This is a genomic window from Paenibacillus sp. 01L418 (assembly GCF_056400045.1).
The window spans coordinates 16,810-33,515 of the sequence record NZ_JBFTSN010000038.1; the positions used below are offsets into that span (position 1 = coordinate 16,810).

The 16,706-nt window shown below is 44.3% G+C and carries 18 protein-coding genes; 15 read left to right on the forward strand and 3 right to left on the reverse strand.

Annotated elements, in window-relative coordinates; genetic code table 11:
* The first annotated feature begins 302 nt into the window (after positions 1 to 302).
* The 11 genes from AC1DSE_RS08060 to AC1DSE_RS08110 all read left to right on the forward strand — a co-directional run bounded on the left by AC1DSE_RS08060 (position 303) and on the right by AC1DSE_RS08110 (position 10,159).
* Positions 303 to 1,211 carry an ABC transporter permease gene (locus AC1DSE_RS08060; RefSeq protein ID WP_477527570.1) on the forward strand — a complete coding sequence of 303 codons (909 nt, stop codon included), beginning with the start codon at positions 303 to 305 and terminating at the stop codon, positions 1,209 to 1,211.
* A 27-nt stretch (positions 1,212 to 1,238) separates the two neighbouring features.
* Positions 1,239 to 2,144 (forward strand): carbohydrate ABC transporter permease, encoded by a 906-nt coding sequence (locus AC1DSE_RS08065; protein ID WP_430056181.1) that lies wholly within the window; start codon positions 1,239 to 1,241, stop codon positions 2,142 to 2,144.
* 44 nt (positions 2,145 to 2,188) lie between these two features.
* Positions 2,189 to 3,781 carry an extracellular solute-binding protein gene (locus AC1DSE_RS08070; protein WP_477510211.1) on the forward strand — a complete coding sequence of 531 codons (1,593 nt, stop codon included), beginning with the start codon at positions 2,189 to 2,191 and terminating at the stop codon, positions 3,779 to 3,781.
* A gap of 24 nt (positions 3,782 to 3,805) precedes the next feature.
* Positions 3,806 to 4,558: a ThuA domain-containing protein gene (locus tag AC1DSE_RS08075; protein ID WP_441878773.1), complete on the forward strand. Its 753-nt coding sequence runs from the start codon at positions 3,806 to 3,808 to the stop codon at positions 4,556 to 4,558.
* Positions 4,555 to 5,604 carry a Gfo/Idh/MocA family protein gene (locus AC1DSE_RS08080; protein ID WP_477510212.1) on the forward strand — a complete coding sequence of 350 codons (1,050 nt, stop codon included), beginning with the start codon at positions 4,555 to 4,557 and terminating at the stop codon, positions 5,602 to 5,604. The genes AC1DSE_RS08075 and AC1DSE_RS08080 overlap by 4 nt, the downstream gene beginning before the upstream one ends.
* 187 nt (positions 5,605 to 5,791) lie before the next feature.
* On the forward strand, positions 5,792 to 6,334 hold the full coding sequence (locus AC1DSE_RS08085; RefSeq protein WP_477510213.1) for a GNAT family N-acetyltransferase: 543 nt from the start codon (positions 5,792 to 5,794) through the stop codon (positions 6,332 to 6,334).
* 18 nt (positions 6,335 to 6,352) lie between these two features.
* Positions 6,353 to 7,105, forward strand: a complete 753-nt coding sequence (locus tag AC1DSE_RS08090; RefSeq protein WP_477510214.1) for an aminoglycoside adenylyltransferase domain-containing protein — start codon at positions 6,353 to 6,355, stop codon at positions 7,103 to 7,105.
* A 372-nt stretch (positions 7,106 to 7,477) separates the two neighbouring features.
* Positions 7,478 to 7,912 carry a YciI family protein gene (locus AC1DSE_RS08095; protein WP_477527567.1) on the forward strand — a complete coding sequence of 145 codons (435 nt, stop codon included), beginning with the start codon at positions 7,478 to 7,480 and terminating at the stop codon, positions 7,910 to 7,912.
* Positions 7,909 to 9,198 carry an RNA polymerase sigma factor gene (locus AC1DSE_RS08100; RefSeq protein ID WP_477510215.1) on the forward strand — a complete coding sequence of 430 codons (1,290 nt, stop codon included), beginning with the start codon at positions 7,909 to 7,911 and terminating at the stop codon, positions 9,196 to 9,198. Before AC1DSE_RS08095 ends, AC1DSE_RS08100 begins: the two co-directional genes overlap by 4 nt.
* Before the next feature lie 92 nt (positions 9,199 to 9,290).
* Complete coding sequence (locus tag AC1DSE_RS08105; protein WP_477510216.1) at positions 9,291 to 9,725, forward strand: YciI family protein; 435 nt, start codon at positions 9,291 to 9,293, stop codon at positions 9,723 to 9,725.
* Between the two features lie 92 nt (positions 9,726 to 9,817).
* Entirely contained in the window at positions 9,818 to 10,159 is a 342-nt protein-coding gene (locus AC1DSE_RS08110; protein ID WP_076268722.1) for a DUF1801 domain-containing protein, read from the forward strand.
* A gap of 149 nt (positions 10,160 to 10,308) precedes the next feature.
* On the opposite strand, the gene AC1DSE_RS08115 is transcribed toward AC1DSE_RS08110, so the two are convergent.
* Positions 10,309 to 10,599: an ROK family protein gene (locus tag AC1DSE_RS08115; protein ID WP_477510217.1), complete on the reverse strand. Its 291-nt coding sequence runs from the start codon at positions 10,597 to 10,599 to the stop codon at positions 10,309 to 10,311.
* 145 nt (positions 10,600 to 10,744) lie between these two features.
* On the opposite strand from AC1DSE_RS08115, the gene AC1DSE_RS08120 reads away from it, so the two are divergent.
* Together AC1DSE_RS08120 and AC1DSE_RS08125 are read left to right on the forward strand one after the other, a co-directional pair.
* Complete coding sequence (locus AC1DSE_RS08120; protein ID WP_477510218.1) at positions 10,745 to 11,665, forward strand: phosphotransferase enzyme family protein; 921 nt, start codon at positions 10,745 to 10,747, stop codon at positions 11,663 to 11,665.
* A 29-nt stretch (positions 11,666 to 11,694) separates the two neighbouring features.
* Positions 11,695 to 12,207 carry a GNAT family N-acetyltransferase gene (locus AC1DSE_RS08125; RefSeq protein ID WP_477510219.1) on the forward strand — a complete coding sequence of 171 codons (513 nt, stop codon included), beginning with the start codon at positions 11,695 to 11,697 and terminating at the stop codon, positions 12,205 to 12,207.
* Between the two features lie 83 nt (positions 12,208 to 12,290).
* On the opposite strand, the gene AC1DSE_RS08130 is transcribed toward AC1DSE_RS08125, so the two are convergent.
* Positions 12,291 to 13,274, reverse strand: coding sequence for a sensor domain-containing diguanylate cyclase (locus AC1DSE_RS08130; RefSeq protein WP_477510220.1), 984 nt, complete (start codon positions 13,272 to 13,274; stop codon positions 12,291 to 12,293).
* Positions 13,275 to 13,298: 24 nt separating this feature from the next.
* The gene (locus AC1DSE_RS08135) at positions 13,299 to 14,105 is read right to left on the reverse strand and encodes an alpha/beta fold hydrolase (RefSeq protein ID WP_477510221.1); all 807 of its coding nucleotides are present in this window, start codon (positions 14,103 to 14,105) and stop codon (positions 13,299 to 13,301) included.
* Positions 14,106 to 14,305: 200 nt separating this feature from the next.
* On the opposite strand from AC1DSE_RS08135, the gene AC1DSE_RS08140 reads away from it, so the two are divergent.
* Both AC1DSE_RS08140 and AC1DSE_RS08145 read left to right on the forward strand, forming a co-directional pair.
* Positions 14,306 to 16,090 (forward strand): sensor histidine kinase, encoded by a 1,785-nt coding sequence (locus tag AC1DSE_RS08140; protein ID WP_477510222.1) that lies wholly within the window; start codon positions 14,306 to 14,308, stop codon positions 16,088 to 16,090.
* The coding region (locus tag AC1DSE_RS08145) for a response regulator transcription factor (RefSeq protein WP_477527568.1) at positions 16,065 to 16,706 on the forward strand (642 nt) is incomplete at its 3' end. The genes AC1DSE_RS08140 and AC1DSE_RS08145, both read left to right, overlap by 26 nt.

Genomic DNA, 16,706 nt, shown 5'->3' on the forward strand with positions numbered 1-16,706 from the left:
CTAGTAAAACCAATTATAATGCAAACGCAGTAGAATGAGAGGCGGGTCTAGCCCGTTTTCACATGAAAGTCCGAAAAAAACGCAAGAAAGTCTGGATAGTGTCAGTCTTTTTTTTATTTTTAGCATTCTGCTGCCAAACCATTAGATGAATGGGATGAAAAGTCCGAATAGCCATTTAGAATAGTCCGAATTGTTCTCAAAGCAGCCTCTATAATAAAGAGGCAAGAGAGAGTGTGACGAAACAACATGGACGCAGACGAATGAAGGATGGGGGAATTTCATTGAAGACCAGCCAATTAAACATGAATATGCAGCAAACGATTGGCCGGATAAGAAAGAATTGGGGCTTGTATGTTTTGCTGCTGCCAGCAGTTGTGCTGCTTCTGCTTTTTTCTTATAAGCCGATGTATGGGGTGCTGATTGCTTTTAAAGATTACAGTCCCGCTCTCGGAATTATGGACAGTCCTTGGGCAGGGTTCAAGTACTTTGAGAAGTTTTTCAATTCCTATCAATTTTCAAGCACAATTAAAAACACGTTGATTATTAGCTTCTATAGCATAGCTACTTTTCCAATACCGATTATGCTCGCGCTGATGATCAATCAAATGCGAGTGAACCGGTTTAAGCAAGTATTTCAGACGGTAACCTATATGCCGCATTTTATTTCTACCGTTGTAATGGTGGGTCTGATCCTCATTTTATCCTCACCGAGCACCGGGCTAATGGGCAATATCTTTCGCTTGTTTGGTGCTGAGGCTCCTAACTTGATGGGCTCAGCGGAATGGTTTACCAGCGTTTATGTATGGACGGATGTTTGGCAGCACGCTGGCTGGGACAGCATTATCTTCATTGCGGCGTTATCCGCTGTTGATCCAAGCCTTTATGAAGCAGCGAAGGTGGATGGGGCAAGCCGCTGGCAAAGAATACGTTTCATTGATATTCCGATGCTGCTCCCAACGGCCATCACATTGCTGATCCTTCGAATTGGCGGACTGCTAGGTGTCGGATTTGAAAAGGTTTATTTGATGCAAAATAATTTGAACATTTCCTCCAGCGAGGTTATTGCTACCTATGTATATAAAATCGGGATGCTGAGCAGCCAGTACAGCTTCTCCTCGGCGATCAATCTGTTTAATACGATCATTAGCTTTATATTACTGATTCTAKTTAATCAGGCAGCCAAAAAATACAGCGAAAACAGCCTGTGGTAACAGAAAGGAAGGATACGGATGAGCACAATGGAAACCGCAGCACAACCGGCTTTGCATAAACAAAAAAGGCGTTCCTTCGACGCCATGGAATGGTTGTTATATTTGTTTGCGATTGTGATGCTGATCCTAATCGTTTATCCGATTTATTTTATCGTCATCGCATCATTCAGTGATCCTGCCGCCGTCGCTAACGGTCAAATGTGGGTTTTGCCAAAAGGCTTTACGCTCGATGGCTATAAGGAATTATTGAATCATTCAAACATATGGATCGGCTACCGAAATACGCTCCTGTATACCGTAATAGGGACGATCATTAGCTTGGCGATCAATGTTTCGGCAGCTTATGCACTTTCCAGAAAAGATCTTGTAGGCCGCAAGAGCATCAATATATTTTTTATATTCACGATGTTTTTTAATGGCGGTCTCATTCCTACATTTTTGACGATCCGCGACTTTCATTTGTATGACACTTTTCTAGTTATGGTACTGCCATTCTCTGTTGCCGTGTTTAATATCATTGTGGCGCGTACGTTTTTCCAGTCGAGCATACCTGGCGATTTGTGGGAAGCCGCGCAGCTTGATGGCTGCGGCAACCTGAAGTATTATGTGCAAATCGTGCTGCCGCTGTCAAAAGCCATTTTGTCTGTTTTGGCTTTATGGACGGCGGTTGGCTACTGGAATTCCTATTTTAATGCACTCATTTACTTAAAGGATCAGGATTTGTATCCCTTGCAGCTTGTGCTTAGGAACATATTAATTACGAACCAAATGCAGTCAAGCATGGGAACAGGCGAAGCGGCGCTTATTGCCCTGCGACTAGCGAACCTAATGCGCTATTCCGTTATTATCGTCTCGACGCTTCCAATCATGTGTATGTATCCATTCGTTCAAAAGTATTTCAATCAGGGGGTGATGATTGGAGCTGTGAAGTAATTTAGCCATTTGCCATTCACAATAAGTACTAGGGGGAACTTCAAATGAAGAAAAAATTGTTCATTGCACTAGTTCTAAGCTTAAGCATGTTAATCAGTCTTATAGGCTGCGCTTCTGGCAAAACGGAGAAGGAACCTGCCCAAGCAGGCTCCGAATTTAGCTCAGAAGGGCTGCCGATCGTAACGGCGCCAATCACACTGGATGTGTTGACTGTGCGCTGGGGCAATATGGGGGATACATTCAAAAATAATAAATGGCTGCAGGACCTTGAAAAAGCAACGAACGTTAAAATAAACTGGCAGGTCATGTCCTCCAATGATTGGGCCGAGCAAAAATCGATCATGCTGGCGAGCGGCAAGCTTCCTGATATTATTTTTGGAGACAACGCCTTCTCGGATTCCGATATCGTCAACAACTTAAGCTATTTCCGCCCGCTCGATGACTATATCGACAAATATATGCCGAACTTGAAAGCGGCAATGGACGAAACGCCAGAGCTGAAGCAAATCAGCACATTCCCAGACGGCAAAATTTATTCTTTGCCTGCTAGGCTGCCATCACGTCCTCTCTCGACGATGCAGCCTGTAATCAATAAAGCGTGGCTCGATCGTCTCGGCCTTGAAGTTCCTAATAACATTGAAGATCTGTACAATGTGTTCAAAGCATTCAAAGAAAAAGACCCGAACCAAAACGGGAAAGCGGATGAAATTCCTTTTAGCGGCTCGGTAGATATTAGCATGGATTTTCTAAACCCATTTGGCATAACAGATTTGAACGGTAACAGCATGATGCTCAAGGACGGCGAGCCCGTTTTCTATCCGACTTCGAACGAATATAAAGAAGCGCTGAAATGGACGCATAAATTGTATTCAGAAGGGTTGATCGATCAGGAGCTGTTCACCCAGGACAATACCATGTCTTCTGCTAAACAGCAAAATCCAGATGCAGCTATGATCGGCTTCTCGAATCAATGGATACCGGATGCTGTCTTCGGAAAGTGGAAGGATGAATATGCAGCTATTCCGTCCATTGCTGGTCCAGATGGCAAACGTTATCAAACCGGCGATCCTGTTGGATTAAGCTTAAGACGCAATGAAATGCTGATTACGACATTCAGTGAAAATCCGGAAGTCGCTGCGCGCTGGGCGGATCAGTTCTACACAAATGAAGCAAGCATTCAAAATTTCTGGGGCGCAATCGGTACCGTTATTGATAAAAAAGGCGATGGCAGCTATGCGCTGATGAATCCTCCAGAAGGCACAAGCGCGGATGCTTGGTACTGGGATCAATCGGTCCGTGATTTTGGTCCAAAATATGTAAGCCCAAGCTTTGAGAAAAATATCGTTTTGGATGAAACGACAGGCGACGGGCTGAAGCTGGCAATCGACAAGCTCGTAAGTGAATATGTAACGACGCCATTCCCGAATGTTATGTACAACGTAGAAGAATTCAAAGAGCTTCCAACGCTTACTACGGATATTGACAGCTACGTCAAAACGAACCGTGCAAAATGGATTATAAAAGGAAACATCGATCAAGAGTGGGACGCGTATATTAAACAGCTGAACGGCATGGGACTAGAACGTTTGGTTGAGATTCGCAGTGATGCCTACAAACGCTACACAAGTGTTAAGTAACTGTTGTAAAGGAGCTCGTACGTAATGGTGAGAGTAACGGTATGGAATGAAAATCGTCATGAGAAAAACAATCCGGTTGTAGGTGGCATTTATCCGAACGGCATTCATGGCGCAATTGCAGACTTCCTGACGAAAGCAGGCTTTGAAGTCGGAACAGCTACGCTCGATGAGCCGGAGCATGGACTAACGGAGCAGGTATTAAATCAGACGGATGTATTAATTTGGTGGGGGCATTTGGCGCATCATGAGGTCGAGGACAGTATCGTCGACAAGGTGTACCAGCGGGTGCTGAAAGGAATGGGGCTTATCGTTCTGCATTCAGGGCACGCTTCGAAAATTTTCAGCAAGCTGCTTGGCACACCGACAGGACAACTGAAATGGCGCGAGGCGGATGAAAAGGAACGGATTTGGGTCATTGACCCGGCTCATCCAATTGCTTCTGGGCTTGGCGAATACATCGAGCTGCAGCAGGAAGAGATGTACGGTGAGCATTTTAATATTCCGACTCCAGACCAGCTGGTGTTTGTTTCTTGGTTTGAAGGCGGCGAAGTGTTCCGCAGCGGCGTTACTTACCACCGCGGACAAGGGAAAGTCTTTTACTTCCGTCCGGGGCATGAGACCTATCCGACCTATTACAATAAAGAAATCCAGAAGGTAATCGAGAACGGCGTGCGATGGGCAGTGCCAAGTCAAACGGCTGAGCCTGTCTATGGCAATGCAGCTCCGCTGGAGCCTATTAAATCCAAGCCTTACTCGAGAGAGGTAACCGAAATATGAGAAAATTCCGTATCGGCTTGATTGGTTTGGGCGGAATGGCTCAGGAGCATATTCGGTGGATGAAAGCGGAAGGCCGCTTTGACATTATTGCGGTAAGCGATGTGTATGAAGAAGCGTTAGCCAAGGTGGGTGACCAGCTTGATGTTGCTGAGGGCAAGCGTTACTTGGACTATAACCATCTAATTGAGGATACGGATGTGGATGCCGTAGTGTCCGTTACGCCGAACAACGTCCATGCGGACATTATCCGGGCTTGCCTGCAAGCACGAAAGCCATTTATGGCGGAGAAGCCTTTTACCCGCATGTTTGAGGAAGCCGAGTCACTGCTTGAGTTGTATGAACAGCAGCCGATTCCAGCAATGATGGCGTTCACCTACCGCTATACACCTGCATTCCGTTACGTACGGCAGCTTGTGCGCGAGGGTGAAATCGGAACGGTTCGCAGCTTTAGTGTCCAATATTTGCAGGGATGGGGCGCAGCGCCCAATAATGTCCCTTATATCTGGCGTTTTAACAAAGACATTACCGGCACGGGGACGCTTGGCGATTTGGGCTCGCATATGATCGATATGGCACGGTTTCTCATTGGGGAATTCGAAGAGCTGTCGGCACAGCTGCATACCATTATTCCGCAGCGGCAAGATCCAGCGAGCGGCAACATGGTTACCATCGAGGTGGATGACTTTGCAAGCTTCCAGGCTCGTATGGAGGGTGGTATTATGGGCGTCTTCCAAACGACTCGCAATGCGATTGGATCGGGCAATCAGCACGAAGTATCCATATATGGAGATTTAGGCACGCTTCATGCGTCAACGCTAAATCCGAATGAGTTGATTTGGATTCGTGAGGAGGCTCCTGGTCAACTTGCGAGAGTGGTTGTCGAAGTTCCTGCAAGTTGTAAAGTGACGCAGTATGCTGATTTTACGGCATTGCTTGAGGGAAGCGTTCCGGATGGCATTGCCGGATTTATGGATGGCTACCGCAATCAAGAGATTTTAGATGCTATTATTAAAGCAAGTGAAACGAAAGCAACCGTACAGCTCTAAATTTAATTTGTTCCGGTTCAGTGAGGACGATTTTAGTCTTTGCTGAACCGTTTTTTGTTTTTAGAGGAGGCTGCACCGAAAAAACGTGTAGATTAGTTACAATCAAACTGTACCTTGCTTGCAGCCGCATACTGGTATAAGTTTGAAATATAGCTTCTTTTGAAATTAAAGATTGAGAGTGGGATAGATGATGAAAATAGAAGTGAAACTGGCTGCTCAAGACGAATCTTATATCATAAAAAATGTATATCCTCTTTATTTGCACGATCTATCTGGACATTACGGGCATATGCCGAACAGTCATGGAATTTTCGAGGATAGTAACGATTGTAGAACATTAACGGAACAATATGATGTTCAGAATATTTGGTGGGAAAAGCCTGACTGTTTGTACCCTTTCCTAATAAGGGTCGATGACATTCCTGCGGGCTTTATGCTTATTGCTGCACCTCCTCATTGTGCAAAAGGGGTCGATTATTTTGTGAACGATTTCTTTCTATTGCAGCCATTCAGAGGGAAAGGTGTTGCACAAAAGGCCGCGACACAAGTATTTGAGATGTTCAAAGGCCAGTGGGAGCTCTTTACAAACCCGATGGAGCAAAATATAACAGGGCAAAAATTTTGGAGAAAAACAGTATCAAGCTACACAAAGAACCATTTTGAAGAAGCAGTTGGCATGACATTTGACGGTCATAAAATGGTGTTTAGATTTAATAATGCGGACAGATGAGTTGGGGGAGGCAAAAGCATGCAGCTGTACTTGGATAAAATCGTTTCTTTGTTTAAAGGGGAGCTCGGCGACAATTTGTCGGGCATTTATTTACACGGTTCATTGGCTATGGGATGCTTTCATCCCCATAGAAGCGATATCGATTTTATCGTTGCGATCAAAGAGAGTCTGACCGAGGAAAGCAAAAAGAGGATGGCTAGGTTAGTGTTGGCGCTGGATGATGAAATGCCAAATGCTAAAGGTATGGAGTTTAGTATGGTTTTGGAATCGCACCTGAGTTCCTTCGTCTATCCTACGCCCTGTGAAATGCATTATTCTGACTTCCACAAGGAGAGATATCGCTCAGACGAAAACTATGTTTGCGGCGGGTACGAGGATCATGATTTTGCATCGCAGCTGGTTGTCGCTTATTATCGCGGAATTACCTTATATGGCAAGCCGCTTAAGGAGCTATATGAGCCTATCGATAAAACGTATTTTCTAGCGTCCATTTATCATGATATTAAAGGGGCTTCGGAAGACATTATGGATCAACCGATGTATATTACCTTGAACCTGTGTAGAGTGCTGTTCTACCTGAGAGAAGGAAATATATCGTCCAAAAAAGAAGGAGGAGAATGGGGCATCAAAGCTCTTCCAAAAGAGTATCGGGACTTGATTGGAAAGTGCCTAGACGAGTACGCCGGAGTTAAAGGGAAACAAACGTTTGATCGTGAGCTTTTAGCGGCATTTGCAGGTGAGATGCTGCGTGAAATAAAGGCATTAATATAAGGGAGATGGAAAGCAAAGCTTCCACTTAAACTGTTGATGTGATTAATTGTTAAAAGCATAAAATTACTTACGAATACGAGAACCTCTATTTGCCTCGCTTCTTCTCTTTTGCAGAAGGCGGCGGACATAGAGGTTTTTATTTTGCTTCATGATGTATACACTGTGCTTGCTCCATAAAGGAGTTTTATTTAAAGATGAAGAATAAATAACGGATATGAACTGGAGCGGGACAACATGAGCAATTAATAGACATCATTTTAACTCGCTAAGTCGAATTTGAACAATGGTATTCGTCGTTTAAATAAGGACGAAATAATTAGCTGAGTAAAAACAATAATAGAGACTCTATTATAAAACCAGGAGGGAATACATATGCGATTTATGATGATCGTCAAAGGAACTAAAGATTCCGAGGCAGGAGTTATGCCAAGTCAGGAGCTTCTCGAAGCGATGCTTCGTTACAATGAAGAATTGGCTAAGGCTGGCGTGCTGCTCGCAGCGGACGGGCTCCAAGCAAGCTCGAACGGCATACGCATTTCTTATCCAAATCCCGGTGAAAAACCGAAAGTAATAGACGGTCCATTCACTGAGGCCAAAGAAATCATAGCGGGGTATACGCTTATTGAAGTTAATTCTAGGGAAGAAGCCATTGAATGGGMGATGAGGATGCCAGATCCCCATGGTAATGGCGAGGGTGAAATTGAGCTGCGGCAGGTGCTTGATGCGATGGATTTGACACAAAACCCGGAAACGCTGGCTATGGAAGCCGCGCTTCGTGAACAGATGGAGAGGCCTAAAAAATCGTGAGCCAGTCTGCAGTCCATCGTACAATTGATGCCATCTGGCGTATTGAATCAGCCAAACTTATAGCCGGGTTGGCACGGATGGTTCGCGACGTCGGCCTTGCGGAAGACCTTGCACAGGATGCGCTTATTATTGCACTAGAGAAGTGGCCGGAAAGCGGAATTCCGGATAATCCAGGAGCATGGCTTATGACTGCAGCGAAACGCCGTGCGATTGATATGATTAGGAGGAGCAAGCTGCGCGACCAGAAATATGAAGAGTTTGGACGAGGAACCGTCTTATATACCGAGGAAGATATTCATATTGCGATGGACGGAGAGGTCGGAGATGATCTCCTGCGCTTGATCTTCACAACATGTCATCCTGCTCTATCTCAGGAGGCTAGAGTAGCTTTGACGCTGCGCTTGCTCGGAGGACTTACCACGGATGAAATCGCACATGCTTATCTTGTAGCAGAGTCGACTATTGCACAGCGGATTGTTCGAGCGAAACGTACATTAAGCAGCTTGCGAGTTGGTTTCGAGGTTCCTGTAGGCGATGAGCTCAAGGAACGACTCTCTACTGTACTCGAAGTAATCTATTTAATGTTTAATGAGGGGTATACGGCGACTTCCGGCGGCAGCTGGTTTCGACCGCTGCTCTGTCAGGAAGCGCTAAGGCTAGGGCGTATCCTTGCGGAAATTGCACCCGCCGAGCCTGAAGTGCATGGTTTGGTTGCTTTAATGGAAATCCAATCGTCACGCTTCAAAACACGGGTAAATGCTGCGGGTGAACCGATTCTTCTGATGGATCAAAACCGCGGTTTATGGGATCAGCTGCTCATCCGCCGAGGCTTAACCGCTCTTGAGCGAGCTCAAAAGCTCGGCCGTCCGCTTGGTCCTTACGCGCTTCAAGCTGCGATTACGGCGTGCCATGCTAAAGCTCGGATGGCATCGGAGACCGATTGGGCGCGTATTGCCGCTTTATATGAAGCTTTGTCGCGCGTCATGCCGTCTCCTATCGTAGAATTAAATCGGGCGGTAGCGATTGCAATGGCTTTCGGTCCTGCGTTCGGCCTTCAAATTGTTGATGAGCTCACGTCCGCAGCATCGTTAAAAGACTATCATTTGCTGCCGAGCGTCCGTGGTGATCTTCTGGTTAAATTGGGCCGTATGGATGAGGCGCGCACAGAGTTTGAGCGTGCTGCTTCGTTGACACGTAACGCTCGCGAGCGCGAGCTTCTGCTGAATCGTGCTACCGAGTGCTTGTCTTTAGAAGCGGATAAAGAAAATGAATGTCATGAAACATAACGATCATGTCGATTATGAAGCTCCCCATTCGTTGCTGAAGTAGAGGATGGTTTGAAATCACCCCGTTCTCAACCGATAGGGAGGAAATATACATGCGATATATGTTGATTGTTAAAGCAACCAAGCAATCTGAAGCTGGTGTAAAGCCCGATCGACAGCTTATGGATGAGATGGCTTCGTTCAATGAATCTCTTGCTGAGGCTGGTGTGCTCTTAGCTGCTGAAGGTCTGCAGCCCAGCTCGAGCGGACTGCGGATCACGTATTCCGAATACGGAGAAAAGCCAAATGTTGTAGTCGGTCCTTTTGCGGAGGCAAAAGGAATAATTGCGGGATTTACGCTGATTGATGTGAAATCGGAGGAAGAAGCCATTGCATTTGCGCTGCGTATGCCAAACCCAGCCTACGGCGGTGAGGGTGAAATTGAGCTCCGCTTGCTTCTTGATGATACGAATTTGCTGCAAGGCTCAAGAATGATGGCACTGGAAGCGGATTTGAGAGACCAAATTGGCATGCTAAATAATAGTTGAGTTTTTTTTAATGATGCTGTCGATTTTGTTAATCCTCGTTCGACGTAATGATAGAGTCAGGTAGAATTTCAATTACAAAGGAGAAATATCATATGAATCAAGAAGTAACGGATTTTATCGCAGCGATAAAAGAGCCTTGGCAAGTGGAGCTGAGTTCTGAGCTGCGCAAGCTTGTTCATGGAGCTATCCCAGACGTTCAGGAGCGCATACAGTATAAGAAACCTCATTTTTTGAAAAATGGAAAATACGCTGCCGTTATTTCCACTTCGAAGGATGCGGTGAGCTTTACGATCTTCAATGCAAGTGAGCTATCGTTTCCAGAGCCATTGTTTGACGGTCCTCCTGAACGGAAAACCATTAAGCTTAAACAAGGGAATACAGTTGATTATGATCAACTGACGTCGTTAGTTGGCCAGGCCGCCTCGACATTATAAAAGTGTATTGAATAAGAAGAGCAMCTTGCTGGTGCTCTTTTTTGCGGGAAGCAACATAAGGAGCAGTTACAAGAAATCCTGATACCATTCAATCGAATGGTGTCCGGCTTTTCTGTTCTTTATGAATAAATAAAGCTATGCAAATATGGTTATTGTGTAAGCTTCCTTATCCACTCTCTAGCGCCAAATGCGATGACCCGGTTATGAATCTTAGGTTCTGTTAGGTTGCAGCACTTCAACAATTCAGGCAGCGCATGTTCTTCAAGAGCAGCCTTGGCAGCTTCCATATAGCCCTTATATGTCGGAGTATTGCCGCCAACCACGATGACATCTGGATTATACAGATGAAGCAGGTTAGTTAAAGCGTAGCCAAAATATTGACCTGCTTGGCGTACAAGCGCGGTCACCTGCGTATCGCCTGCTTCTAGCCGCTCACGCACTATAGATTATAGAAAATAGCTGCAATAAGAGTATTTCGGCCATGCCAAGAACAAGTATAATTGTATTTTATCGGAGCCCGAAGTTTATAAATGGTAAACTAAAGAAGTGGTTTAGATAACTATCTATAACGAGGCGGATACAAATATGGAAGAACAAATATTGAAATTTCTTAAGGAAGCTTATTCTATTGGTTGTTATAAGGTGGAGACGGTAACCAATGAAATCTATCGTTGTCTTGCAGAGCAGGGCACCTTTTTTGTTCGAATAACGAACTATAAAACCTATCAAGAGCAGTCAGAAGAAGTGAGCTGGACGAATTTTTTATGCCATCAAGGCGTTGGCGCTTCTGAAGCTGTCCGCTCCTCTAATCATCAATATATTGAAAAGATCATGCTGGATGAAGAAAAGCTGGCCGTTGTATATAAAGCTGCGGCGGGCATTCATTTGCCACGGGCGGAGTGGAACACATCCGTACTTAAAAAGGTTGGAAAACAAATAGGTAAGATGCATCGTGTAACCCAATCCTATCGTGAGTCTACGGCACATCTTAAGGATTGGTATGAAAATAAGGAATATGATTTTCTCACATATATCCCGAAGGAAGAAACAGCGATACGAGAAATGGCGGATCATCTTTTAACAAAGATTAAGGGTTTACCTAAAAATAATTCAAACTACGGACTGATCCACGGTGATTTATGGCTAGAAAACATCTTAGTGGACGGCTCTGAAATTACGATGATTGATTTCCAAGATTGTGAAAAACATTTTAATATTTTTGATTTAGCTGTGCCCATCTATTCTGCTATGGAATTCTCATTCTCAGGCGGAGGGAACATAAAGGACTATCGACAGTCCATTACGGCAGCTCTCCTTGATGGGTATAGAGAAGAGCACGAGCTATCTCCGGAGATGGTTGACACATTGCCTCTTTTTTTGAAATTGAAACAGCTGTTTGAATACAACTTGATGCATATGTATTGGAATCATGAACAATTAAGTGAGGAACAAGTTCGAATTTTGAATTTATATAGAATGCGAATTGAGTATGATCACTTTTTGTAAAAGGKTTAGCTGAGTGGAGGTGTTGTGAATTGACTGCTTATGATTTTGTATTTCCTGAACTAGAGACAGAACGTTTGAGGCTTTCTATTTTGACTTTAGATGATTCTTATGCAGTTTTTAAACATTTTTCGGATGAAAATGTGACCAGATTTATGGATATAAACCCATGTAAAGATTTAAACGAGGCCAAAGAGATTATTCAATATCACATCGATGATAAGGGCTGCCGATGGGGGATTTTCAGTAAAAAGGATCATAGACTCGTTGGAACTTGCGGTTTCCATTGCTGGATTCAAGGAGAGCAGCCTAAAGCAGAGATAGGATTTGATTTAGCTAAGGAATACTGGGGAATGGGGCTAATGCAAGAAGCGCTGCTCCCTGTAATAGCATTTGGATTTGAGCAGATGGGTTTATCGATAATCGAAGCCACCGTGGAACAGCAAAATGAAAAATCCATTCAACTGCTGAATAGGCTGCATTTTGAGAAGGAAGCAGAATTAAGAGATGAACTTATTTATTATTATCTGAATCGAAATATATGATAATTAGATATCAAAATAGACCGAAACCATTCGAAAATGTGGTTCTCGGTCTATTTCTTGTTTTCAAAATGGGGAACAAGCGATTAGCCCTCCTCCAAATTGGAGTAGTGTGTGACCCGGTTTCTCCCGCTTTTTTTGGAGTTGTAGAGCGCTTGATCAGCTTTTTGAAGCAAGGATTGATCGGTATCCTCCTGCGTAATCGTTGCTGCGCCAATACTAACCGTCACATGATATTCTCCCCAATGAGCTGTTTCAGTCTTGCTGCGATACCTTTCGGCCGCTAATATGGCATTCTCCTGGTTGGTATTAGGAATAATAATGACGAATTCCTCTCCTCCAAATCGAGCCACAATGTCGTCTTCTCTTGACGCGGATACGAGTAATTGTGCCAGCTCTGTAAGAACCAAATCACCGACCGGATGCCCATAGGTATCGTTAATGCTTTTAAAACGATCAATATCGATAATTAAAAGGGAAAATGGCAGCTCAGTTTGTTGAAATAATGCGATATACGCGAGCAAGCTCTCTTGAAAAAACCTTCGGTTTTTGAGCCCTGTTAAAGGATCGGTTGAGGCTAGCTTTTCCAACTGGTGGTTCAAAATTAGCAATTGCGATTGTTTGCTTTCATATTCTTCATGTAGAAGTTCAAGCTTTTTGTTCGCTTCATTGGTTGCCCGATAAAGCTCCTCCAGCTTTGTTTTGGTTTGCAGGATATCGTTCTCATGTTCAATGCGTTTGCGCATTTCCACAACGACACAATCAATGACAATTTCGCCATCTCGTTCGTGACGAATACCGTTTAGCAGTACAGGCACATCAAGCTGGTCTCTCGTTTTAAACGAGAAGTACATTTCATTCACATGCCCATACAGCTGGATATACGGATAAAAATAGGTATGAAAAAACAGTTTGTTCGTAAGAGACATAGTGGTTTCAAGATGTTGGTTCAGCAGTTCCTGTCGGTCAAAACCAAGCATGTTTAACAGCGTTTGATTGACCTCTAGAATTACCCCTGTACTTGAAATAGTGAAAAATCCACAGGGGGCATAATTTAACTGGGTATCCATGTAACGACTGCCTCTCTTCAAGTTCTAGTTGTTGGATAGATATTGTTTGATCAATTGCGTCGTCTCTTCGGGATGACTTAAGTGCGGGTAATGGCCTTTTGCTAGCATATGCTGAAGAGTACTGTTTTTAAGATGAGCATGCAAATAGTCGCCAACCTCAATAGGAGCAATGCTGTCGTCAGAACATTGAAGAATGAGGGTAGGGACGGTTGCATGAATGAGATCAGCGCGACAATCGGATAAAAAAGTTACCTCAGCAAATTGCCTTGCAATATGGGGATCTCTAGAGCAAAAGCATTTTTCCAATTCGCTAGTTAATTCTTTGCGATCTGGGTTTTGCATGACGATTGGCGCAAGGTAGCTCGCCCAGCCAATAAAATTCATTTGCATCATATGAAGCAATTCATCGATTTCATGCCTATGGAAACCTCCATAATAATCAGGAAGGTCGTTTACATAACGCGGAGAAGGACCAAGCATAATGATGTGTTTAAAATATTCCGTATTGTGAATGGATGCAAGCATCCCAATCATACTGCTAACGGAGTGGCCAACAAATATAGCATCCTTTACATGCAGCGTATCCATAATTTCAATGACATCTTGCGCATAACCATGTAAACTACTATATTTTTCGGGTTCATAATAATCGATTTGTGATTCTCCAGAACCTACATAATCAAACAAGATGATGCGGTAATCATCTTTAAAGCTCGGGACGATGTAGCGCCACATATCTTGATCGCAGCCGAATCCATGAGCAAATACAATCGTTTGTTCACCTTTGCCTAAAAGATTTACGTTATTGCGTACTAGGAAATCAACGGTCATCGGAATTCCCCTCTCTAAGATGATTAGCAAGTAGATACTCTGATATGCCATAAGCTTATGATCATTATATCTGATTACAGTGAACAATGGATTATTAATCTAATTAATTAATATATTAGCAGTGGAAATGATAGGGCTTTCTTTTTATTATCTTAATTGTGTATAGTAAAAACGAAATGAATGGGACAAGGAGTGTAGGCATGAATCGTTTCGGACAAATGAATACATTGCGTAATCAAATTTTCCTTGGCTTCATGCTCGTTATGGTTATCGTGCTGGGGGCGGTCGGCTTTTTTACGTATGATCAAGTTTCGGTTCTGCTGCGCAACAATGCGGAAAAACATATTCAACAAACGGCTGTTCAAGCGACAGGCAAGCTGGATGTGCTGCTGCGGCAGATCGATACGTTTACGATGCAGGTAGCAACAAGCGCAACGATCCAGCGGTTGATGGCACAAGAGGTGCAAGGACGAAAGATCAGCTTTGAAGAACGTCAATCCCTTCAGCAGGAGATACGAAAGCAAGAAGCTTATGCAACGGGGATTCGCTCATTGGAGCTGTATACAACCGACTATCGGATGCTGTTCCCGCTTACGGATATAAGCTTGGACAACCGGGTATCTACGGGCTGGCTCAGCCTTGTGGACAAGGGAAGAGGCAGGTTGGTCTGGTTCGGGATGGACCCGAGGTACCCCGATTCCATCATTGCGATTCGCCATGTTCGGCTTATTGACCATTCCTTCTCGCATGCAGGGTATTTGATGGTGCAAATTGATAAAAAATATTTTGAGCTCACGGAATCGAATGGAAACGCTGACAATAATTCCAGCGAAATGATGGGTTTATTCGATGCCGAGAATCAGACGATTACCTCCGATTTTTCGAAGGAAGTAGACGTTGAGAAGATGCTTAATCAAGGGGATGAGACGGTAGCGCTGGACGGAGAACGTTTCATGGCCATTGAGAAAAAATCGGAAATGACCGGCTGGAAAATTATTATTTTAACGCCGATAAAGTATGCTGCCGAAGGCATTTCAATTTTGCGTACCGTTATTATTGTTTCGATTTTAGTAGGCGGCATGTTATTTCTTATTTTAACTTTTATTTTATCAACGATGATTACTCGCCCGATATTGAATTTGATTAAAGTGATGCGCAATGCGAAGTTCGGGACCTTGAAGCCGATACCGGTTACGTCCAAAACGATGGAAATTAACGAGCTTAATAATACGTACAATCAGATGGTTGGCTCTTTGAATGAGCTCATTGATGTTGTTTATCAGAAGGAAATTGTTCAAAGCCGGACGGAGCTGAAGGCGCTGCAAGCGCAAATTAATCCGCACTTCTTGTTTAATACGCTGGAAGCCTTTTATTGGGCCCTGGATGAGAAAGGCGAAGAGGAGCTGGCGGATGTTGTTATTGCGATGTCTGGTTTGTTCCGATATGTCATTTCACACGCGGATGAGGATGAATGGGTAACGATCGGTGATGAGCTTGAGCATGCGCAGCGGTATTTGAAAATAATGGATATGCGCATGATCGATAGGCTGACATGGAAGGTTGAATCAGATGAAAATTGCCGCAGCGTGCCGATTCCTAAGCTTCTTATTCAACCGCTCGTGGAAAATGCGATTCTGCACGGCGTTGAGCAGCGAATTGGGGCAGGCACCGTTGTTGTTCGGGTCGAGCCGTCTGAGCGGACGGGTTATACTCGCATCGCTGTAACGGATAATGGACCAGGCATGGATGAGGAGAAAATTCGGGCGTTATACGCAGCAATGGACAAAGGTCAGCATCAAGCTTCCTCCAAAGGAACTGGAGTTGGCATAAGCAATGTGGAGCGAAGATTGCTGCTTTATTATCATTTGGAAACCAAAGGCTTGGAAATAAAGAGTGAGATCGGCAGTGGAACAACCGTCGCCTTTGAGATACCGAATGAACATGGAAGGGGAATTCCAATTGAAAACCATACTGATCGTGGATGATGAACCGAGAACGAGGGAAGGCGTACGCAAAGTGCTTGAAGCATGGTCGGCTGGACAATATCGGATAGAGATCGCGTCCAATGGAATAGAAGCGTTGGAGTGGCTTACGCTTAACGAGGCGAATTTGCTAATCACCGATATACGCATGCCTGAAATCGGAGGGCTCGATTTAGTGGAGCGAATAAACGAGCAGCTGCCGCAACCTCCTGTCGTCATCATTATTTCGGGTCACCCTGAATTTGATTACGCGCAGAAGGCGCTGCAGTTTGGTGTGGTCGAATATCTGCTCAAGCCTTTGGATAAGACTAAACTTATTAAAGCGGTAGAGCTTGCTATGAAAAGAGAAGAAAGCAAACACCGGATTGAGCGCATGGAGAAGCTAATGGACCCGAAGCTGCTGGATATTGCGCAGGAAGAAGACAGCTACAGCCCGCAGGTGCAAGAAGCGATTCAGTATTTAAAAGACAATTTGCAGAAGCCACTCACTATGCGCGATACAGCAGACCATTTGCATATGAATGCAAGCTATCTCAGCGTGCTCTTTAAGGAGCAGACGGGGCTTACGTTTAGCGATTATTTGACGAGAAAAAGGGTGCAAAGAGCTAAGGAATTACTG